Genomic DNA, 20,345 nt, shown 5'->3' with positions numbered 1-20,345 from the left:
GCACCTCATGCACGCACGCACGCACCTCATGCACGCACGCACGCACCTCATGCACGCACGCACGGACGGACCGCACACGGCAGGTGCGGCAGACCCGATGCGGCAGTGGCGACCGAGCCTCAGCGGTTGAGCCAGTGGCGCAGCGTGCGCGTGACCCAGGGCAGCACCCAGTAGGTCATGATCGGCGTGAGCACGACGGTCGTCGCGAGCACGCGCAGCCAGATCGGCAGCTCGTTCCAGCCGGGCACGGGGCTCAGCGCATAGGTGAAGGCGAGGTTCAGCGGGAAGAAGCCGAGCCAGATCGACACGGCCTGCTTCCACCGCGGCGGAGTGCTGACCATCGCGACGGTCGTCGTCGAGCCGTCGGCGCGGGGGAGGGTGATGGTGTCGGTGGTCGGCTCGTCGAACCAGCCCTCGATGCCCGTGCGGCGGCGCACGCGCTCACTGCGCACGAACTGCTCGCCGGTCGACTTCCACCACTCGCGCTCGCCGGACTGCTCCCAGGCGACGAGCGACTTCTCGTCGGAGAACCGGTAGAGCATGTGCCAGACGTGCGAGTCCTCGCCGTCGCGCACCCACCCGGAACCGAGGAATCCCGGGTACCGGTGCGCCAGATTCACGCCGGTCTGCACCCAGGCGGTGGCGGCTGCCACATGCTCGGGGTCGACCTCGCGGCGGATGGAGACGGTGATGGGTTCGCTGGACATGGTGGGTCCTCGGAGACTGCGGTCGCCCGGGTCACGGGCGCCTCGACGGTGGGGATGCGCCGGGATGCGGGCGCATCAACGATTGTATTTCGGATGCCGGATGCCGCACCCACCCTTTCGAATAGCGCACCTTGCAGATTTCGGCGGCTGATTCTTGCAAAGTGCGCGATTCGAACGCGGCTCGAGGGCGAGAATAAGACGCATGAGCACGCGCACCGAAGCCGTCCTGGTCGATGTCGTCCGCACTCCCGTCGGGCGCGGCAAGCCGGGCGGTGCGCTCTCGGGCGTGCATCCCGTCGATCTGGCAGCGGGCGCGCTCGCCGCGATCCTCGAGCGCAGCGGGCTCGAATCCCGGCAGATCGACGACGTGCTGCTCGGCTGCGTGAGCCAGGTCGGCGACCAGTCGTCGAACATCGCGCGGCAGGCAGTGCTCGCTGCCGGATTCGACGAGACGATCCCCGCCACGACGATCGACCGCCAGTGCGGGTCGAGTCAGCAGGCCGTGCACTTCGCCGCGCAGGGGATCATGGCCGGGGCGTATGACGCAGTGATCGTCGGCGGGGTCGAGTCGATGAGCCGGGTGCCGCTCGGGTCGTCGGCGGCGGGCGGGTCGCCGATGTCGCCGCGCCTGCGTGCGCGCTACCCCGAGGGGCTCGTGAACCAGGGTGTGTCGGCCGAGCTGATCGCCCGGCGCTGGGGCATCGACCGCGCTGCGCTCGACGAATACGCCGCCGAATCGCATCGGCGGGCTGCGGATGCCTGGGCCGCGGGCTTCTTCGACCGCACCGTCATTCCGGTCGCGGAGGCACCGGATGCCGTCGCGGACGAGACCGTCCGCGCGGGGACGACGGCCGACGGCCTCACGGGGCTGAGTCCCGCGTTCCGCACGGATGCGCTCGCCGCACGGTTCCCCGACCTCGACTGGCGCATCACGCCGGGCAACTCGTCGCCGCTCACCGACGGGGCATCGGCCGCTCTGCTGATGAGCGCTGAGCGCGCCGAGGCGTGGGGTCTCACGCCCCGAGCGAGGTTCCACGGGTTCACGGTGGTCGGCGACGATCCGCTGATGATGCTGACGGGACCGATCCCGGCGACGCGGAGGATCCTCGACCGCACCGGGCTGACGATCGACGACCTCGATGCCTACGAGGTCAACGAGGCGTTCGCGTCCGTCCCGCTTGCGTGGGCGGCGGAACTCGGGGCGGATGCCGCGAGACTCAACCCGCGGGGAGGGGCCATCGCCCTCGGGCACGCCCTCGGCTCATCCGGCACCCGCCTGCTGGGCACCCTGATCGACCATCTCGACGCGGTCGGCGGTCGATTCGGTCTTCAGACCATGTGCGAGGGCGGCGGCATGGCGAACGCCACGATCATCGAGCGCCTGTAGCACCGGCATCCTGCCGTTCGAATCGCGCACTGTGCAGAAATGACGGGCCGAAACTTGCAAAGTAGGCGATTCGAACGCGGGAGTCAGGCGCCGAGAGCTGCCGACACGCGCCGCACCAGCTCCTCCGGTCGACGCAGAAGCGGTGAGCTGACCTCGATGACGATCCACCCCGCGGCGCGGAGCCGTGCGAGCCTCTCCACATCCGCCGCCCACTGCTCCCCGTGCAGCATGCCGAGATACTCAATGACGACACGCGCCTCGCGGTAGACCATGTCGACGCATCCGAGGAATCGCCCGCGCTCGTCGTAGAGGTCCACGTTGAGCTCCGGTTCCGGAAGGCCGCCGGCGACCAGGATGCAGCGCGCTCGCGTCTCGCGCGGCGACCAGGAGTCCTCGCGGACGAGTCCGAGTGCGTCCCTGAGCCGTGCCGCCCCGCGCCGTCGACCGGCATCCAGCATCGTCTGCAGATCTGTCAGCGTCGTGAGCGGTGCGCGTCCGGGCGTCGGTCTGCCCCTTCCCTCTCGCCACACACGGCACATGTGATCGCCGATCGCGACGATGTCGAACAGCGAGAGTCCCCCGAGCGACGCCCAGGTGGCCGCGGGTGAGGTGACGCGCAGGCCGTCGTGCACCATGATCTCGGTCATGCTCGACAGCGTCCGATGACCGACGATGCCGCTCGCGCGAGGGAAGGGCGTGTGCCCGGCGGCGCTGACGTGCAGCTCGAGGTCGCTGTATGCGGCGATCTGCTCGGCATCGTTGAACTCGAGAGGCAGCGGTGCATCCCAGATCGACGCGGCCGTCTGATGGCTGAAGAAGTGGCCGGCGTGCAGTCGCGAAGCGTAGACGCGTGCACGGCCGACCCGCGCGCGACGCTGCCGTTCGTAGGGGTCCGCGATGCCGTCGAACGTCGGCACGGTTCCGGCGGGAGCACGCACGCCGAAGAACGGGGCTTCGAGGTCGGCGCCGCGCAGGCGGTTGCGGCTCACGCCATGCAGCCGGGCGATATGCACCGAGAATCCGGTGCCGCGGAACTCGTCGGGGAGGTTCTCTCGTGGCGTCATGGCTGACACGCTGACACGCTGCAGTGCTCGGCGGATGCCGTTATCCACAGCCCCCGGCTGGCTTCGAATCGCTCACTGTGCAGAATCAGCGGGCCGAGAACTGCAAAGCAAGCGATTCGAAGGGAACCGTGGACAGAGAAGACCCCCGCCGACCCGATTCGGCGGGGGTCTCTTCGGGAGCAGACGCTCACCGTCATGCGCGGATGACGTGACTACCCGATCCGGTCTGAGTCTGTGTCCGCGCACCTGCAGTTGTAGTCCGCCAAGGTGTCCGGGCGGTGAACGCGGCGAGAAATCCCCCTTCTGTCGCCGCCACTTCAGGGTACGGAGACACCCCGGAGTCGTAGCGATGAAGAAAAAGAAGGTGGCCGCTCGATCACGAATCACGCCAGAATGCAGGAATGGCACAGCGGATCAGCGTCGTAGCGAGGGCAGCACTCCTCGGTCTGCTGGCGGGCACGACCATCCTTCTCTCCGGATGCGTCGCGGCGGGGCCCGGGGCACCCGCGTCGTCCCCGACGACCACGTCGGCGTCAGGCGCGGCCTCGACCGAGCAGCGGGCCGAGTCGGCCACATCGGCCGAGCCTCCCGATTCGGCCAAGGCCGATCTCACGACCGATCCCACTCCGACGCCCGAGCCCACTCCGAGCTGCATGCGTGCGGACGGAGGAGGGATCATCCTGCCCAGCGGACTGCTCAACGTCGACCTGTATTCGAGGATGCACGACTACGGTGCCCGCGAGGGGGCGACGGGTACGGTGCAGTACGCCGAAGACGGCTCACTCGCCTCGTACGAAGTCGCGTCCGGCGACTATGACGATGCCATCCTGGATCGTTTCTGCGTCGGCTTCTACTACCTGGACGCGCTGAACTCGGTGCGGCGCGGAGGCGTCAGTTCCGTGGATCCGGACACCCAGGTGTACGTCGCAGACCTCCACGTCGGGGACACCGTGAACCTCAGCCCGTACACGATCACGACGGTGGGCGACGTCAACGGCGAGGTCTTCGCCTACGAGACGGGCTTCATCCTTCCCCCGCAGCGATGACGGCGTGCCTGGAAGCGCTTGCGACTTTCAGCCAGCCTGATCACGTGCACCCCTGACTTTTCGCCAGAGCTCTTCTGCAAGCGCTTGCAGTCCGCGACCAAGCCCTGCTAGCTTCACTCGCAAGCCTGCGGACACGTCGTCGTGTCCGCCGCCACCCAGGGAGCATCACTTGTTCAAGCCGGCTCGGTCGAAGACGACCGCATCACGTCCGCTCGCCCTTCTCTCGGCCATCGCGCTCGTCGTCTCGGGCTTCGGCGCAGCCGGCACCCTCGGTGGCTCTCCCGCCTCCGCTGCCGAGCGAACGGTGGCCCTCGTCGGCTCGCTGCAGTCCGAGCTCGGCTGCGCTGCGGACTGGGCCCCCGACTGCGCCGAGACCGAGCTCGAGCCCACGGGCGCCGAGGGCATCTACTCCGCCGAGTTCGAGGTCCCCGCGGGCAGCTATGACTACAAGGTGGCACTGAACGACTCGTGGGACGAGGCTTACGGACTCGACGGCGGCGAGAACATCCCTCTGACGGTGGCCGGCCCGACCACTCTCCGCTTCACCTTCGACGACACCCTCAAGCGCGTCGGGCTCGAGGCCACAGATCTGCGTGGGGGCTACACGTCCGACGACGACGCACTGATCGCGAGTCCGGCCCGACAGGCCGGCGCGGGCGAGCAGTTCTATTTCGTGATGACCGACCGCTTCGCCAACGGCGACACGTCGAACGACAACGGCGGCCTCGAGGGCGACCGGCTCACCACCGGCTTCGACCCCACCGACAAGGGCTTCTATCAGGGCGGCGACATCGCCGGCATCCGAGAGAATCTCGACTACATCGAAGGGCTGGGCACGTCGGCGATCTGGCTGACACCGAGCTTCGCCAACAAGCCCGTGCAGGGCGAGGGGGCGAACGCCTCGGCCGGATATCACGGCTACTGGATCACCGACTTCACCCGCATCGATCCGCACCTCGGCACCAACGAGGAGCTGCAGGCGCTGATCGCCGAGGCCCACGACCGCGGCATCAAGGTCTACTTCGACATCATCACCAACCACACGGCCGACGTCATCGACTACGCCGAGGGGCAGTACTCCTACATCGATCAGGCGACGCGTCCCTACACGGATGCCGCGGGCACGGCGTTCGACCCGGCCGACCACGCGGGCACCGACGGGTTCCCCGAGCTCGACCCCACGACGAGCTTCCCCTACACGCCGGTGGTCGCCGAGGCCGAGGCCGACGTCAAGGTTCCCGCCTGGCTGAACGACCCCACGCTCTATCACAACCGCGGAGACTCGACCTGGTCGGGGGAGTCGGTCACATACGGCGACTTCAGCGGCCTCGACGACCTGATGACCGAGCACCCCACCGTCGTCAACGGCTTCGTCGAGGTCTACGACCGGTGGATCGATCTCGGCATCGACGGATTCCGCATCGACACCGTCAAGCATGTGAACTTCGAGTTCTGGGAGAAGTGGACGGCCGACGTCCTCGACTACGCGCACGAGCAGGGCAACGATGACTTCTTCATGTTCGGCGAGGTCTACGACGCCGACCCGGTCAAGCTCGCCCCCTACGTGCGAGACACCGACATGAACTCGATCCTCGACTTCACCTTCCAGTCCTCCGCCGTCAGTTACGCGTCGGGCAACTCGGCCAAGGGCCTGCAGTCCCTGTTCGCGGGAGACGACCGCTACACGACGCCCGACTCGTCGTCCACAGCACTGCCCACGTTCCTCGGCAATCACGACATGGGCAGGGTCGGATCGTTCCTGCAGACCACGGATGCTCCGCTCGAGCGGGACGAGCTGGCGCACGAGCTCATGTTCCTCACCCGGGGCCAGCCGGTCGTCTACTACGGCGATGAGCAGGGCTTCACCGGCCCCGGCGGCGACAAGGACGCACGCCAATCGCTCTTCGCGACGCAGGTCGCCGACTACGCGAACCAGAATCTCATCACCGGCGAGCAGGCCGGCTCGGTCGACCGCTTCGCGACGGATGCTGCGCTGTACCAGCACATCGCCGCACTGTCGGAGCTCCGGGAGGCGAACCCGGCGCTCAGCGAGGGCGCGCAGATCGAGCGGTATGCCGCGTCCGGTGCGGGTGTCTACGCGTTCTCGCGCGTGGATGCCGATGACAAGGTCGAGTACCTGGTCGCGGTGAACAACGCCGCCACCGCGCAGACCGTCGACGTCACGACGCTGACCGCCGACGCCTCGTACGAGGTGCTCTACGGTGACGCCGCTCCCCTCGCCACGGATGCCGGTGCGGCCGCCTCGATCACGGTTCCGCCCCTGTCGGCCGTGGTCTGGAAAGCCGATTCCACCGTCACCGCGCCAGCCGAGGCGGCATCCGTCGAGGTATCCGCGCCCGCCGCCGGAGCCGGTGTCACCGGACAGTCCGCGGTGCAGGCCGACATCGCTGACCAGTGGGCTCAGACGAGCTTCGCCTGGCGGGTCGTCGGCTCCGACGAATGGCACGCGCTCGGAACCGCGGAGGACACGGATCCGCGCGTCTTCCACGACATCCGCGACCTCGCGAACGGCACGCTCCTCGAGTACCGGGCGGTGACGACCGATGCTGGAGGCAACCACGCGGCTGCGTCGACGGATGCATCCGTCGGCAACGCGGTGACGCTCGAGGTTGGCGAGGAGCCCGAGTCCCCGATCGACATGGTGACCGTGCCCGGCAGCCTCAACTCCGAGATGGGCTGTGCGGGCGACTGGGACCCTGCGTGCGAGAAGGCGAAGCTGACCCTGCGTGCCGACGGCGTGTGGGAGGGGACCTTCGATCTGCCCGCCGGCGACTACGAGTACAAGGCCGCGATCAACGGCAGCTGGGCGATCAACTACGGGGCGAACGGCGTGCCCGACGGCGCGAACGTCACGCTCACGCACCCGGGCGGGCCGATCACGTTCTATTTCGACCCGCGCACGAACATCGTGCAGTCCACGGCCGACGGCCCCATCGTGACGCTGCCCGGGTCCCTGCAGGACGAGCTCGGCTGCGCGGCCGACTGGTCGCCCGACTGCCTCGGCACCCTGATGGCAGACGGCGACCGCGACGGCGTGTACGAGTTCTCGACCGCAGACCTGCCGACCGGCGCCTACGAGCTCAAGGTGGCGCACGATCTCAGCTGGGACGAGAACTACGGTGCCGACGGAGTGCCGGGCGGCGCGAACATCTCGTTCAGCGCCAGCGAGGGCACGGTGACGTCGTTCCGCTACACCCTGGCCACGCACGTGCTCGAGGTCACCAGCGCCGACCCGCAGCTCCCGGGCACCGGAGAGCAGCGCGCGCACTGGGTCGATGCCGAGACGATTGCCTGGCCCGCGAATCTTGGCGCGACCGACAGGGCTGCCTACGAGTTGTACTCCTCGGCAGACGCCTCACTCGCGGTGGTCGACGGTGATGTCACGGGTGCCGAGCCGGTCGCGCTCGAGGCGATCGAGGGTGGCCTGACCGACGAGCAGCTCGCTCGGTTCCCTGCTCTCGACGGCTACCTCGCGCTGCGCGTGACGGATGCCGATGCGGCGGCGCTGCTGCGCACGCAGCTGGCGGTCGCCCAGCGCGACGGAGCCGGAGCGCTCACGGCGTTCACGGGCGTGCAGATCGCCGGAGTCCTCGACGACCTGTATGCCGCATCCCTCGACGATCTCGATCTGGGCGTGACGTTCTCGGGCAAGAAGCCGACGTTCCGGTTGTGGGCGCCGACCGCGCAGAGCGCGACGCTGCTCACCTGGAACGAGGGTGCCGAGGGTGACCCTGCTCGGCACGAGGCCACGTGGGATGCCGCAACCGGTGTCTGGTCGGTCGCAGGATCGAAGGACCTCAAGGGTGACGAGTTCCTCTGGGAGGTCGTGGTCTACGCTCCGACGACCGGTGCGATCGAGACGAATCAGGTCACCGATCCCTCCTCGACGGCGCTCACCCTGAACTCGCAGCGCTCGGTCGCCATCGACCTCGACGACAAGGCCTGGCAGCCGAAGCAGTGGCAGAAGGCGAAAGCGCCCGTCGTCGAGCGCGCGGTCGACCGTGCGATCTACGAGCTGCACATCCGTGACTTCTCGATCAGCGATGAGACGGTTCCGGCCGACGAGCGTGGTACCTATCTGGCCTTCACGCGCGACAGCGCGGGCACGGCTCAGCTGAGGCAGCTCGCGGATGCCGGCATCAACACCGTGCACCTGCTGCCGTCGTTCGACATCGCGTCCATCGAGGAGGACCGCGCGGCGCAAGCAGTGCCCGACTGCGACCTCGCCTCGTTCGGCCCGGCCGACTCGGCCCAGCAGGCGTGCATCCAAGCGGTCGCGGATGCCGACGGCTTCAACTGGGGGTACGACCCGTACCACTACTCGACGCCCGAGGGCTCGTACGCGGTCGACGCCGACGGCGGCGCGCGGGTGAGCGAGTTCCGGTCGATGGTCGGCGCGCTGCACGACATGGACCTGCAGGTCGTGCTCGATCAGGTGTTCAACCACACCGCGGCATCCGGTCAGGCCGAGACCTCGGTGCTCGATCAGGTCGTGCCCGGCTACTACCACCGGCTCAACGCCGCGGGCGGCGTCGAGACCTCGACGTGCTGCCAGAACGTCGCGACCGAGCACCTCGCCGCGCAGAAGCTCATGGTCGACTCGATCGTGACCTGGGCGCGCGACTACAAGGTCGACGGCTTCCGCTTCGATCTCATGGGTCACCACTCGACGACGAACATGCAGGCGATCCGCGACGCGCTCGATGCGCTGACCCTGAAGAAGGACGGCGTCGACGGCTCGGCGATCCTCCTCTACGGCGAGGGATGGAACTTCGGCGAGGTGGCCGACAACGCGCTGTTCGAGCAGGCCGCCCAGGGCCAATTGGGAGGCACCGGCATCGGCACGTTCAACGACCGGCTGCGCGATGCCGTGCACGGCGGCAGCCCCGTCGACTCGTCGTCGACGTTCCGTCAGGGCTTCGGCACCGGACTCGGCACGGACCCGAACGGCGATCCGATCAACGGCACGGTCGAGCAGGCGCTCGCCGACCTCGGCCACGAGACCGATCTCGTCAAGCTCGGACTCGCGGGCAATCTGCGCGACTTCTCGTTCACGACGAGTGACGGCTCGGTGACGGCGGGAGAGGCGATCGACTACCGCGGCTCTGCGGCGGGCTATGCCGATCAACCCGACGAGGTGATCAACTACGTCGACGCGCACGACAACGAGACGCTCTACGACCTCTCCGTGCTCAAGCTCCCGGCCGACACCACCATGGCCGATCGCGCGCGCATGAACACGGTGGAACTCGCCACCGTGACGCTCTCGCAGTCTCCGTCGTTCTGGCACGCCGGCACCGAGCTGTTGCGGTCGAAGTCCCTCGATCGCAACAGCTACAACTCGGGTGACTGGTTCAACCGCATCGACTGGACGGGTCAGGAGTCGACGTTCGGCTCGGGTCTCCCCACCGCTGCCGACAACCAGGAGAAGTGGCCGATCATGGCGCCGCTGCTCGCCGACCCGGCGCTCAAGCCGGCCGCGGCCGACATGGCGGCCGCCGAGGCATCCGCTCTCGATCTGCTGCGCGTCCGCGAGGAGGTCGATCTGCTGCGGCTCGGCTCGGCCGAACTGATCCAGCAGAAGGTCACGTTCCCCAACGGCGGGGAGGGCGCAGCGCCGGGCGTGATCCTCATGCAGATCGACGATCTGGTCGGGCCCGATTCCGACGCCGATCTCGACGGTGCGCTCGTGGCGTTCAACTCCTCTCCCGCGCCGGTCACGCAGACCGTGGCGGGCCTGGCCGGACGCTCGTTTGCGCTGACGCCGGCTCAGGCGAACGGATCGGATGCCGTGGTCAAAGCCACGACCTGGGATGCCGCGACCGGCACCGTGACCATTCCCGCGCGGTCGGTCGCCGTGCTCGTCGACGACCAGCTGCAGCCGATCGAGACGACGGTGCGCGCGACCTCCGACCTGCTGGTGAAGTCGGGCAGGAGTGCCGCCGTGAAGGTGCAGGTCACATCGGCCGACGGCAGCGATCCCGTCGGCGAGGTGGTCGTGCGAGACCGTGGAGTAGTCGTCGCGACCGTGCAGGTCACGTCCGAGCACCACGGCCGGGTCACCGTGACCGTGCCGAAGCTCGGACGCGGTCTGCACCTGCTGACCGTGCGGTTCGAGGGGACCGAACCCTGGCAGGACTCACGCGTGCGGCTGCCGCTCCCCGTGATCGTGCACTGAGCGGGCACTGAGCGGGCACTGATCGGGCGACGGACGGATGTCGGGGCGTGAGGCCCCGGCATCCGTCCGCGTGTCCCGATCAGCGCAGGTGATCAGCCGACTTCTGTCGCAGCACCCGTGTCGATGAAGGCCCATCCGTAGGCGCCGAGGTCGCGGCGCACGTCGGTCGACCCCGTGAGCACATCGGTGCCCGACACGTCGACCGTGACGGGCTCGGTGCTGTGGTTGATGACCGTGAGGATGTTGCCGCGGCGGGCGATCTCGATGTGCTCGGGAAGACCCTCGATCTCGGCGGTCACGCCGGCCTCGGCCGCGAGCCAGCGGAGCACGGCGGCCATGCCCGCGTCGTCCGGGATCGTCGCGAGGTAGTAGCCGTGGCCCTGGCCGAACGCCTTACGGGTGAACGCCGCTCGGCCCTCGGTGCGGCCTTCGGTGAAACGACCCAGCACCTCGGCATCCTGCACCAGCAGCTCTTCTGCGAAGTACTGGCCGACGATGCGCCCTGCAGGGCCGTCGAGCGGTGCCTCGGACTGGCCCGGCCCGTCGGGGCGGGCGTGGCTCGCCACCTCGCCCGCAGAGTCGGCCGGGCGCACCGACTCGGGCGGGACCAGCGCACCGAAGTCCTCGAGGGCGACGCCGAGCGCATCGCGCAACGACACGATGAACCCGCCCTCGCGGAAGGCGTCGTCCTGGTCGACGACATCGCTGAACGCCGAGACGAACAGGTTGCCGCCCTGCGCGACGTACGCCCGCAGGTTCGCCGCTCCCTCGTCGCCGAGCAGATACTGCTGGGGCGCCACCACCAGTGAATACGCGCTGAGGTCGCTGGTCGTGTTGACGATGTCGACGGCGAGGTTCTGGCGGTGCAATGCGGCATGCCAGCGGTGTGCGAGGGTCAGGTAGTCGAGCGCGATCGGGTGGTCGCGCCCGTCGATCGCCCACCAGTTCTCCCAGTCGAAGACGAGAGCGATCTTCGCCCCCGAGGCGACATCGGGCATCTCGGGGAGCTGTGCGAGCTGACCGCCGAGCTCGACGACCTCTCGCCAGGTGCGGGTGTCGAGACCCGCCTGCGGCACCATCGCCGAGTGGAACTTCTCGCTGCCTCGGCGCGACTGCCGCCACTGGAAGAACATGATGCCGTCGGCACCACGACCGATGGCCTGCGCGCTGATCGCCGCCATCTGACCCGGTGCCTTGGGCGCGTTCGTCGGACGCCAGTTCAGCGCGTTCGTCGACTGCTCGGTGAGGATCCACGGCGCCCCCGGCTTGAGCCCGCGCATCAGCTCGCGTGCGAACGCCGCCCCGCGGAACGACTCGGGGTCGTTGGGATCGGGGTAGTTGTCGTCGCTGATCACATCGACCTCGGCCGCCCACTTCCAGTAGTCGGCCGGCGGGAACGCACCCATGAAGTTCGTCGTGATCGGCTGGGTGGCGCCCGAGGCGCGGATGATGTCGCGCTCCATCACGTAAAGCTCGAGCAGGGTGTCGGAGGTGAAGCGCTTGAAGTCCAGCACGCTGGTCGGGTTGATGCTGTACGGAGCCTTGCGCGGCGGCACGATCTGATCGAACGCGGTGTACCGCTGCGACCAGAAGTCGGTGCCCCAGGCGTGGTTCAATGCGTCGATCGTCGAGTACTTGCGCTCGAGCCACACGCGGAAGTGGTCGCGCGCCGCGTCGGAGTAGTCGTAGTGCAGGTGGCATCCGTACTCATTGTTGACGTGCCACAGCACGACGGCCGGATGCTGCGCATAGCGCTCGGCGAGAGCGGTGACGAGTTCGGCGGCGAGGCGGCGGTAGACCGGCGACGACGGCGCGAAGGCCTGACGGCTGCCCGGCCAGAAGGTCGAGCCGTCGGCATCCTGCGGCAGCATCTCGGGATACGCGGTCGAGGCCCACGGGGGTGGGGATGCGGTCGCGGTGGCGAGGTCGACCTGGATGCCGCCCTCGTGCAGCAGCCCGATGATCTCGTCGAGCCACTCCCAGTCGAACTCGCCCTCGGCAGGCTGGATGCGCGACCACGAGAAGATTCCGAGGCTCACGAGCGTCACGCCCGCTTCGCGCATGAGTCGCACGTCGTCGGGCCAGACGTCGCGTGGCCACTGTTCCGGGTTGTAGTCGGCGCCGTAGTGCATGGACCCACCCTATCGGCAAGCGTTTTCCGGCGCCGCGCCGCCCCCTGCATGCTTCGAATAGCGCACTTTGCAGAAACGACACCCCTGGAACTGCAAAGTGCGCTATTCGAAAGTAGGAGGACGTCCTAGTAAATGTCCGGGCATCGAAGTACCATCGACATAGTGCCAACGACGGCGCGAAGGGACATCGCACAATGACTCGCACCATTCCCCACTTCATAGGCGGAAAGCACCTCACCCCCGAGGGTGGACGCTTCGCCGACGTGTTCGATCCGAGCACCGGATCCGTGCAGGCGCGCGTGCCGCTGGCCTCCGCGGCAGACGTCGCCGACGTGATCACGAACGCCGAGGCTGCCCAGACCGAGTGGGCGGCGACCAATCCGCAGAAGCGCGCGCGTGTGCTGCTGCGGTTCCTCGATCTCGTGCAGCGCGAGATGCAGTCCCTCGCCGAGCTGCTCGCGAGCGAGCACGGTAAGACCGTCGACGATGCGAAGGGCGACATCCAGCGCGGCCTCGAGGTCATCGAATTCTCCGCCGGAGCCCCGCACCTGCTCAAGGGCGAGTACTCGACGGGTGCGGGCGCTGGCATAGACGTCTACTCGATGCGCCAGCCGCTCGGCGTGGTCGCCGCGATCACCCCGTTCAACTTCCCCGCCATGATCCCGCTGTGGAAGGCCGGACCCGCCCTCGCCGCGGGCAACGCCGTGGTCCTCAAGCCCAGCGAGCGCGACCCGTCGGTGCCGGTGCGCATCGCCGAGCTGTTCCTCGAGGCGGGCCTCCCCGCGGGTGTGCTCAACGTCGTGCACGGCGACAAGGAGGCGGTCGACGCGCTGCTCACCGACGACCGCATCCGCGCTGTCGGCTTCGTCGGCTCGACGCCGATCGCCGAGTACATCTACTCGACCGCCGCGGCCCGCGGCAAGCGGGCGCAGTGCTTCGGCGGCGCCAAGAACCACATGATCGTGATGCCGGATGCCGATCTCGACCAGGCCGTCGACGCGCTGATCGGTTCAGGATACGGCTCGGCGGGCGAGCGCTGCATGGCGATCTCGGTCGCAGTGCCCGTGGGGCAGGAGACGGCGGATGCTCTCGCCGCCAAGCTCACCCAGCGTGTCGCGCAGCTGCGCATCGGCCCGTCCCTCGCATCCGACGTCGACTACGGACCACTCGTCACGAGGGCCGCGGTCGAACGCGTCGAGGGGTACATCCAGCAGGGTGTCGACGAGGGTGCGACGCTTCTCGCCGACGGCCGAGGCTTCACGGTTCCCGGGCATGAGCAGGGCTTCTACCTCGGACCGACGCTGTTCGACGACGTGACCACCGACATGGCGATCTACCGCGAGGAGATCTTCGGGCCGGTGCTCGTGATCGCCCGCGCCGCGGATTATGAGGAGGCGCTGCGCATGGCGTCCGAGCACGCGTACGGCAACGGCGTCGCGATCTTCACGCGCGACGGAGATGCAGCCCGCGATTTCGCCGCCCGCGTCGAGGTCGGGATGGTCGGAGTCAATGTGCCCATCCCGGTGCCGATCGCGTATTACACGTTCGGCGGCTGGAAGCGCAGCGGGTTCGGCGACCTCAACCAGCACGGCGCCGATGCCTTCCGCTTCTACACGAAGACCAAGACGGTCACCAGCCGCTGGCCGTCTGCGGGCATCCGCGAGGGCGCCAGCTTCGTGATCCCCACCATGCACTGACAATTCTTGTTCGTTGAGCGAGGCCGGCGAAGCCGCCCGAGACGAAACGCACGACCCGAGGAATCGACATGACAACGACCACCGTCACCACCACCGCCGAAGAGCGCGAGGCCATTCTCGACGCGGTGCGCGAGTTCGCCGACACCGAGCTGGCGCCGTTCGCCGCCGAGCGCGACGAGAAGCACATCTTCCCCCGCGAGTCGCTCGGCAGGGCCGGAGAGCTCGGCCTCGGCGGCATCTACGTGAGCGAGCAGTACGGCGGCACCGGGCTCAGCCGTTCCGACACCGTCGCGATCTTCGAAGAGCTCGCCAAGGGCGACCCCGCCGTCGCCGCCTACATCTCGATCCACAACATGGTGGTGTGGATGATCGACACCTACGGCGACGACGCGCAGCGCGGCCGGTGGCTGCCCGCTCTCACCGCGATGCAGGAGTTCGGCGGGTACTGCCTCACCGAGCCGGGCGTCGGATCGGATGCCGCGAACGTCGCCACGAGCGCGGTGCGCGACGGAGACGACTATCTGCTCACCGGCGTGAAGCAGTTCATCTCGGGCGCGGGCGAGGCCGCGGTCTACGTCGTGATGGCCCGCACCGGCGAGCCGGGTGCCCGGGGCATCAGCGCCTTCCTCGTGCCGGGTGACGCCGAGGGGCTCAGCTTCGGTGCGCCGGAGAAGAAGATGGGATGGCACGCCCAGCCCACCCGTCAGGTGATCCTCGACGGCGTCCGCATCCCGGCATCCGGAATGCTCGGCGACGAGGGCCGTGGCTTCGCGATCGCGATGTCGGCGCTCAACGGCGGTCGCCTGAACATCGCGGCCTGCTCCATCGGAGGCGCCCAGTGGGCCCTCGACCGGGCGGTGCAGTACGTGCACGAGCGCGTGGCCTTCGGCGAGCCGCTGGCCGAAAAGCAGTCGATCCTGTTCGCCATCGCCGACATGCGCACCGATCTGCAGGCCGCTCGCCTCATGGTGACCGACGGGGCGCTTGCGGTCGACGAGCACGCCCCGGATGCCACGATGCGCTGCGCGATGGCCAAGCGCTTCGCGACGGATGCCGGATTCGACGTCGCCAACCGCGCGCTGCAGCTGCACGGCGGCTACGGGTATCTGCAGGACTACGGCATCGAGAAGGTCGTGCGCGACCTGCGGGTGCACCAGATCCTCGAGGGCACGAACGAGATCATGCGCCTGATCGTCGGACGCGAGATGCTCCGACCGGCGGGGTCCACCTCGATGCGGAGCGCATCATGAACGAGTCGTCGAAGAGCCGCATCGCCTTCCTCGGTCTCGGTCACATGGGGCTGCCGATGGCGAAGAACCTCGTCGCCGCAGGGCACGAGGTGCGCGGTTTCGACCTGGTGCCCGCGGCTGTCGAGGCGGCACGGGTCGCCGGCATCCCCATCGCGGCCAGCGGAGCGGATGCCGTCGCCGACGCCGACGTCGTCATCACGATGTTCCCCGCGGGACGGCACGTGATCGACGCGTACCGTACCGAGCTGCTCGCCGCCGCCGCCCGGCCCGGCACCCTGTTCATCGAGTCGTCGACGATCGCGGTCGACGAGGCCCGGGCGGCCCACGCGCTCGCGCTCGCCGCGGGGCATCGCAACATCGATGCTCCCGTCTCGGGGGGAGTCGTCGGCGCCGAGAACGGCACGCTCGCGTTCATGGTGGGCGGTTCGGACGCGGACTTCGCCGCCGCGCTGCCGGTGCTCGAGATCATGGGAAAGCGCATCGTGCACTGCGGCGGATCAGGACTCGGCCAGGCCGCGAAGGTGTGCAACAACATGGTGCTCGCGGTCTCGCAGATCGCCGTCGCCGAGGCGTTCGTGCTGGGGGAGCGGCTCGGGCTCGAGCACCAGGCGCTATTCGACGTCGTGTCGCAGGCATCCGGGCAGTGCTGGTCGATCACGACGAACTGCCCGGTGCCGGGACCTGTGCCGACCAGCCCCGCGAACCGCGACTATCAGCCCGGCTTCGCGGGTGCGCTGATGGCCAAGGACCTCGGCCTCGCGCTGCAGGCGATCGAGCAGACGTCGACGGATGCGCGGATGGGCCGACTCGCACAGCAGCTCTACGCCGCCTTCGCCGCCGGGGAGGGCGCGAACCGAGATTTCTCCGGCATCATCACCGACATCCGCGACGGTCGTGTGTGACGATCGTCTCAGAGGCGCTTTCGAATCGCGCACTATGCAGTGATCCGGCCCTCAGATGTGCAAAGTGCGCGATTCGAACGGAGAGGGACCTTTCATGACCGAGTACGAGACGATCCTGGTCGACCAGCGCGGACGAGTGGGGTGGATCACCCTGAACCGCCCCGAGGCGCTCAACGCCCTGAACAGCCGGGTCGCAGACGAGGTCACCGCGGCCGCCGTGGCGTTCGACCTCGATGACGGGGTCGGCGCCATCGTCGTGACCGGGTCGGAGAAGGCGTTCGCCGCCGGCGCCGACATCAAGGAGATGGAGGGCATGACGGCCTCCGAGATGCGCGAGACCGACCACTTCGGCGTCTGGCGTGACTTCGCGGCGGTGCGCACCCCCGTGATCGCGGCCGTCTCGGGCTTCGCACTCGGGGGAGGATGCGAGCTCGCGATGATGTGCGACATCATCCTGGCTGCCGACACGGCGAAGTTCGGCCAACCCGAGATCAACCTCGGCGTGATCCCCGGCATGGGCGGCACGCAGCGGTTGATCCGTGCCGTGGGCTATTACAAGGCTGCCGAACTCGTGCTGTCCGGCCGGTTCATGGGCGCCGATGAGGCGGAGCGCTCGGGCCTCGTGTCGCGCGTCGTGCCGGCATCCGAGCTTCTCGCCGAGGCCACGACGCTCGCCGAGACCATCGCGTCGAAATCGCTGCCGTCGGTGTTCGCCGCGAAGGCCGCGCTCGACGCGGCGATGGAGACGACGCTCGCCGATGGCCTCGCCCATGAGAAGCGGGCGTTCGCCGAGCTGTTCGACACCGCTGACCAGAAGGAAGGCATGTCCGCCTTCCGGGAGAAGCGTGCGCCCGACTTCCAGAACCGCTGAGGCACGGTTTCTTCTGCGGGGGACCTCAGCCGCGCAACGCCTCGACGATCTTCGAGACGCGTCTCTCGCGGGTCGCATCCTGCTTGGCCTCCGCGACCGAACGGGCGTGCTCCTTGCGCACGGAATAGGGGAGTGCCTCGAAGGCGGTCCGCAGCGCAGCGTCGGCGTCGAGCGCCTCGGCGAGGGCGGCGGGCACCTCGACAGTGCGCTCGGCCGCATCCAGCCGGATGACCGCATCGACCTCCTGGTCGATCTCGACACCGAGGTCAGCACGCACGACCTTGCTGAACCCGATCATGTTCTGGCCGCCCATGCGCGCCAGGCGCAGGCGGGCGGTGCGGCCGGCGATCGTGACCGCGACGGGGAACGTCTTCCCCGCTCCGAACGAGGCGACCTGCTCGTCGGTGAGGATGACCGCGGCCGCGGGGCCGCGTCCTTCGAGAATCGTGTGCAGGCGCAGTTCGCTCATGCGGGCAGTGTACGCCCGCGTCCTTCTGCCATGTCAGAGCGGCTCGGGCTGCGGCTTGGGGTCGGCGAAGTCGCCGGCGGCCTTGCGCATTCGGGCGACGATCGCGACGAGCTCAGCGGCATCATCCCGGCTCATGCCCGGGTCGGCGAACACGTCGGCGTTGAGGGCATCCGTGGCGCGGCCCACGAGTTCTCGGCCCGATTCGGTGAGGGCGAGCAGTGCCGCACGGCCGTCGTGCGGATGCGGTTCGCGCACGATGAGTCCGTCGCGCACGAGTCTCTCGGCGGTGCTCGTGACGGTCGTCGCGTGCACCTGCAGTCGGGCGACGACGCTCGACAGCGGCAGGCGACCCGACCGGCTGAACGCCAGCAGACGCAGCATCTCGTAGCGGGCGAAGCTGAGCGCGAAGGGCTTGAGCGTCGCATCGACCCGCGCGAGCAGCAGCTGCTGAGCACGCATGACGGAGGTCACGACGGTCATGCCGTCGGCGGCATCCGTCCATCCGTGCGCGAGCCACTGCCGCTTCGCCTCGGCGAGCGGATCGACGGGCAGCGGACGCGGTCGGTTCACGGTTCTACGGTAGGCCATCGCGTCGCCGCAGCCGGGACCTCGCCCGCGAGACGGCGGGTGGTCCTCAGTCGCTCGTCGGGTGGAACTCAGTATCAAGGGACTAGAATCGACGCAGTCGTGAGGAGCAATCGATGAAGATCTTCGTCCTGGTCAAAGAGGTGCCTGACACCTATGGCGACCGCAAGCTGAACCTCGAGACCGGCCTGGCCGACAGAGGCGCCGGCGACGTGGTGCTCGATGAGATCACGGAGCGTGCGCTCGAAGTGGCGTTGAGTCATGCCGACAAGAACGAGGGCACCGAGGTGGTCGCGGTCGCGATGGCCCCGGGCGGTTCCACGGCGTCGGTGCGCAGGGCTCTCGCGATCGGCGCAGGCTCCGCAGTGCACATCGCCGACGGGCAGCTCGCGGGGGCCGACCTCGGACTCACGGCCGAGACGCTCGCCGCTGCGATCCGTCGCGGCGAGCCCGACCTGGTGATCACCGGCAACCTGTCGACCGATGGCTCGGGTGGCGTGATGGCGGCGATGCTCGCCGAGCACCTCGGCTGGGCGCAGGCGACCGCGCTGACCTCGGTCGAGATCTCCGCGGACGGCATCACCGGAACCCGAGGGGCGGATGCCGGAGCGCAGCCCATCTCGGCATCCCTCCCCGCCGTCATCTCGATCACCGAGGCGCTGCCCGACGCGCGCTTCCCCAACTTCAAGGGCATCATGGCGGCGAAGAAGAAGCCGCTCGAGGTCCTCACCCTCGACGACCTCGGCGTCTCCGCCGATCCTGCCCTCGCTCCGCGCACGATCATGACCGCGGTCGCCGAGAAGCCGCCGCGTGCGGCGGGCGTGAAGATCGTCGATGAGGGCGATGCCGCCGAGAAGCTGGTCGAGTACCTCGTGCAGAACAGGCTGGTGTGACATGACCTACCCCGAGAACCCGATCCTCGTCCTGGTCGACCTCGACCCCGCGGGTGCCCCCGCCAGCAGCACGGCGGCACTGATCGGCGCCGCGTCGACGGTCGGCGCTCCGGTCGCGCTCGTCGTCGGAGGCTCCGCCGACGCAGCGGCTCAGGTGGCTGCGGCCGGCGCGTCTGTCGTGCTCACGGCCGACGCCGACCCGACGGTGCTCACGGCGCCGATCGTCGACGCACTGCACGCGGCCTTCGAGCAGGTGCGGCCGGATGCCGTGCTGATCTCGAACTCGATCAGCGGACGGGATGTCGCCGGGCGGTTCGCGGTGCGCGCGAAGCTGGCGCTGTCGGTCGACGCGGTGGGCGTCTCGCGCGATGACGAGGGCATGGTCGCGCACCACTCCGTGTACGGAGGCGCGTACCTCACCGAGTCGGCTCCGACGTTCGGCGCTCCGGTCATCACGGTGCGTCAGGGCGCGGTCGATGCACGCGCCGAGGCGGTCGCCTCGCCCGCCGTCGAGACGCTGAGCGTGACGGCATCCGGTGCCGCCGCGGCGACCGTCGGCGCGATCGAAGCAGTCGAGTCGACCTCGTCGCGGCCCGAGCTGCGCGGCGCGACCCGGGTCGTCTCGGGCGGCCGCGGACTCGCCTCGAAGGAGAAGTTCGTGCTCGTCGAGGAGCTCGCCGACGCTCTCGGCGCAGCGGTCGGCGCATCCCGCGCCGCGGTGGATGCCGGATACATCCCGCAGTCGCATCAGGTCGGCCAGACCGGAGTGTCGGTGTCGCCGCAGCTCTATGTCGCGCTCGGCATCTCGGGTGCGATCCAGCACCGCGCGGGCATGCAGACGGCGAAGAACATCGTCGCGATCAACAAAGACGGCGAGGCGCCGATCTTCGACGTCGCCGACTTCGGGATCGTCGGTGACCTGTTCACGATCGTCCCGCAGGTGATCGCGGGCCTCGAGGCCCGGAAGAAGTAGCGATGGCGACGCGGATGCTCAGGCGCGGTCTGCCGCGCGTGCCCGGCGGCGAGCCGTGGCCGCCGGCGGATGCCGTCGCCGAGGTGGCGTCCCGCGTCGGTGAGGGCGTTTCGTCTCGGTCGACTTCGTCGTCCTCGCTCAACGACCAGGGGGCCGCATCGGCTTCGTCG

General features: G+C 68.8%; 14 protein-coding genes. 9 read left to right on the top strand and 5 right to left on the bottom strand.

The genetic code is table 11. The annotated features are described in order from the left end of the window. Positions 1–119: 119 nt before the first annotated feature. Positions 120–707, bottom strand: coding sequence for an antibiotic biosynthesis monooxygenase (locus AC3WS6_RS00205; RefSeq protein ID WP_053097861.1), 588 nt, complete (start codon positions 705–707; stop codon positions 120–122). A 202-nt stretch (positions 708–909) separates the two neighbouring features. Here AC3WS6_RS00205 and AC3WS6_RS00200 point away from each other — a divergent pair, with 202 nt between their 5' ends. Further along, positions 910–2,094 (top strand): thiolase family protein, encoded by a 1,185-nt coding sequence (locus tag AC3WS6_RS00200; protein WP_492499059.1) that lies wholly within the window; start codon positions 910–912, stop codon positions 2,092–2,094. Between the two features lie 83 nt (positions 2,095–2,177). Here the strand turns inward: AC3WS6_RS00200 and AC3WS6_RS00195 are convergent, their stop codons facing one another. Further along, the gene (locus tag AC3WS6_RS00195; protein WP_492499058.1) at positions 2,178–3,158 is read right to left on the bottom strand and encodes a putative endonuclease domain-containing protein; all 981 of its coding nucleotides are present in this window, start codon (positions 3,156–3,158) and stop codon (positions 2,178–2,180) included. Between the two features lie 401 nt (positions 3,159–3,559). Between AC3WS6_RS00195 and AC3WS6_RS00190 the strand changes: the two genes are divergently transcribed. Together AC3WS6_RS00190 and pulA are read left to right on the top strand one after the other, a co-directional pair. Further along, on the top strand, positions 3,560–4,204 hold the full coding sequence (locus tag AC3WS6_RS00190) for a hypothetical protein (protein WP_492499056.1): 645 nt from the start codon (positions 3,560–3,562) through the stop codon (positions 4,202–4,204). 169 nt (positions 4,205–4,373) lie between these two features. Next, on the top strand, positions 4,374–10,403 hold the full coding sequence (gene pulA / locus AC3WS6_RS00185; protein WP_492499055.1) for a pullulanase-type alpha-1,6-glucosidase: 6,030 nt from the start codon (positions 4,374–4,376) through the stop codon (positions 10,401–10,403). 92 nt (positions 10,404–10,495) lie between these two features. Here pulA and AC3WS6_RS00180 read toward each other — a convergent pair whose 3' ends face one another. Further along, positions 10,496–12,535, bottom strand: a complete 2,040-nt coding sequence (locus AC3WS6_RS00180) for a beta-galactosidase (protein ID WP_492499054.1) — start codon at positions 12,533–12,535, stop codon at positions 10,496–10,498. Between the two features lie 194 nt (positions 12,536–12,729). Here AC3WS6_RS00180 and AC3WS6_RS00175 point away from each other — a divergent pair, with 194 nt between their 5' ends. The 4 genes from AC3WS6_RS00175 to AC3WS6_RS00160 all read left to right on the top strand — a co-directional run bounded on the left by AC3WS6_RS00175 (position 12,730) and on the right by AC3WS6_RS00160 (position 17,255). After that, complete coding sequence (locus AC3WS6_RS00175) at positions 12,730–14,232, top strand: CoA-acylating methylmalonate-semialdehyde dehydrogenase (RefSeq protein ID WP_492499053.1); 1,503 nt, start codon at positions 12,730–12,732, stop codon at positions 14,230–14,232. Positions 14,233–14,300: 68 nt separating this feature from the next. Continuing rightward, the gene (locus tag AC3WS6_RS00170) at positions 14,301–15,482 is read left to right on the top strand and encodes an acyl-CoA dehydrogenase family protein (protein ID WP_492499052.1); all 1,182 of its coding nucleotides are present in this window, start codon (positions 14,301–14,303) and stop codon (positions 15,480–15,482) included. Next, on the top strand, positions 15,479–16,384 hold the full coding sequence (gene mmsB, locus AC3WS6_RS00165; RefSeq protein WP_492499051.1) for a 3-hydroxyisobutyrate dehydrogenase: 906 nt from the start codon (positions 15,479–15,481) through the stop codon (positions 16,382–16,384). Before AC3WS6_RS00170 ends, mmsB begins: the two co-directional genes overlap by 4 nt. A 94-nt stretch (positions 16,385–16,478) precedes the next feature. Beyond that, entirely contained in the window at positions 16,479–17,255 is a 777-nt protein-coding gene (locus AC3WS6_RS00160; RefSeq protein ID WP_492499050.1) for an enoyl-CoA hydratase-related protein, read from the top strand. Between the two features lie 25 nt (positions 17,256–17,280). On the opposite strand, the gene AC3WS6_RS00155 is transcribed toward AC3WS6_RS00160, so the two are convergent. Together AC3WS6_RS00155 and AC3WS6_RS00150 are read right to left on the bottom strand one after the other, a co-directional pair. After that, the gene (locus AC3WS6_RS00155; RefSeq protein WP_492499049.1) at positions 17,281–17,724 is read right to left on the bottom strand and encodes a YdeI/OmpD-associated family protein; all 444 of its coding nucleotides are present in this window, start codon (positions 17,722–17,724) and stop codon (positions 17,281–17,283) included. Between the two features lie 33 nt (positions 17,725–17,757). Then, positions 17,758–18,294: a MarR family winged helix-turn-helix transcriptional regulator gene (locus AC3WS6_RS00150; RefSeq protein WP_492499048.1), complete on the bottom strand. Its 537-nt coding sequence runs from the start codon at positions 18,292–18,294 to the stop codon at positions 17,758–17,760. A gap of 131 nt (positions 18,295–18,425) precedes the next feature. On the opposite strand from AC3WS6_RS00150, the gene AC3WS6_RS00145 reads away from it, so the two are divergent. Together AC3WS6_RS00145 and AC3WS6_RS00140 are read left to right on the top strand one after the other, a co-directional pair. Then, complete coding sequence (locus tag AC3WS6_RS00145) at positions 18,426–19,202, top strand: electron transfer flavoprotein subunit beta/FixA family protein (RefSeq protein ID WP_492499047.1); 777 nt, start codon at positions 18,426–18,428, stop codon at positions 19,200–19,202. Position 19,203: 1 nt separating this feature from the next. Then, positions 19,204–20,175, top strand: a complete 972-nt coding sequence (locus AC3WS6_RS00140) for an electron transfer flavoprotein subunit alpha/FixB family protein (protein WP_492499046.1) — start codon at positions 19,204–19,206, stop codon at positions 20,173–20,175. Positions 20,176–20,345: the final 170 nt, after the last annotated feature.

Source organism: Microbacterium sp. EB106-03-03-XG65 (assembly GCF_058791955.1).
This window is presented reverse-complemented; position numbering and strand designations above follow the sequence as displayed.

Excerpts from the sequence above, each read along its gene's own strand:
- AC3WS6_RS00140 (WP_492499046.1), top strand. The coding sequence starts at position 19,204 with ATGACCTACCCCGAGAACCCGATCCTCGTCCTGGTCGACCTCGACCCC.
- AC3WS6_RS00205 (WP_053097861.1), bottom strand. The coding sequence starts at position 707 with ATGTCCAGCGAACCCATCACCGTCTCCATCCGCCGCGAGGTCGACCCC.
- AC3WS6_RS00200 (WP_492499059.1), top strand. The coding sequence starts at position 910 with ATGAGCACGCGCACCGAAGCCGTCCTGGTCGATGTCGTCCGCACTCCC.
- AC3WS6_RS00145 (WP_492499047.1), top strand. The coding sequence starts at position 18,426 with ATGAAGATCTTCGTCCTGGTCAAAGAGGTGCCTGACACCTATGGCGAC.
- AC3WS6_RS00195 (WP_492499058.1), bottom strand. The coding sequence starts at position 3,158 with ATGACGCCACGAGAGAACCTCCCCGACGAGTTCCGCGGCACCGGATTC.
- AC3WS6_RS00170 (WP_492499052.1), top strand. The coding sequence starts at position 14,301 with ATGACAACGACCACCGTCACCACCACCGCCGAAGAGCGCGAGGCCATT.
- AC3WS6_RS00190 (WP_492499056.1), top strand. The coding sequence starts at position 3,560 with ATGGCACAGCGGATCAGCGTCGTAGCGAGGGCAGCACTCCTCGGTCTG.
- mmsB (WP_492499051.1), top strand. The coding sequence starts at position 15,479 with ATGAACGAGTCGTCGAAGAGCCGCATCGCCTTCCTCGGTCTCGGTCAC.
- AC3WS6_RS00160 (WP_492499050.1), top strand. The coding sequence starts at position 16,479 with ATGACCGAGTACGAGACGATCCTGGTCGACCAGCGCGGACGAGTGGGG.
- AC3WS6_RS00180 (WP_492499054.1), bottom strand. The coding sequence starts at position 12,535 with ATGCACTACGGCGCCGACTACAACCCGGAACAGTGGCCACGCGACGTC.
- AC3WS6_RS00155 (WP_492499049.1), bottom strand. The coding sequence starts at position 17,724 with ATGAGCGAACTGCGCCTGCACACGATTCTCGAAGGACGCGGCCCCGCG.
- AC3WS6_RS00175 (WP_492499053.1), top strand. The coding sequence starts at position 12,730 with ATGACTCGCACCATTCCCCACTTCATAGGCGGAAAGCACCTCACCCCC.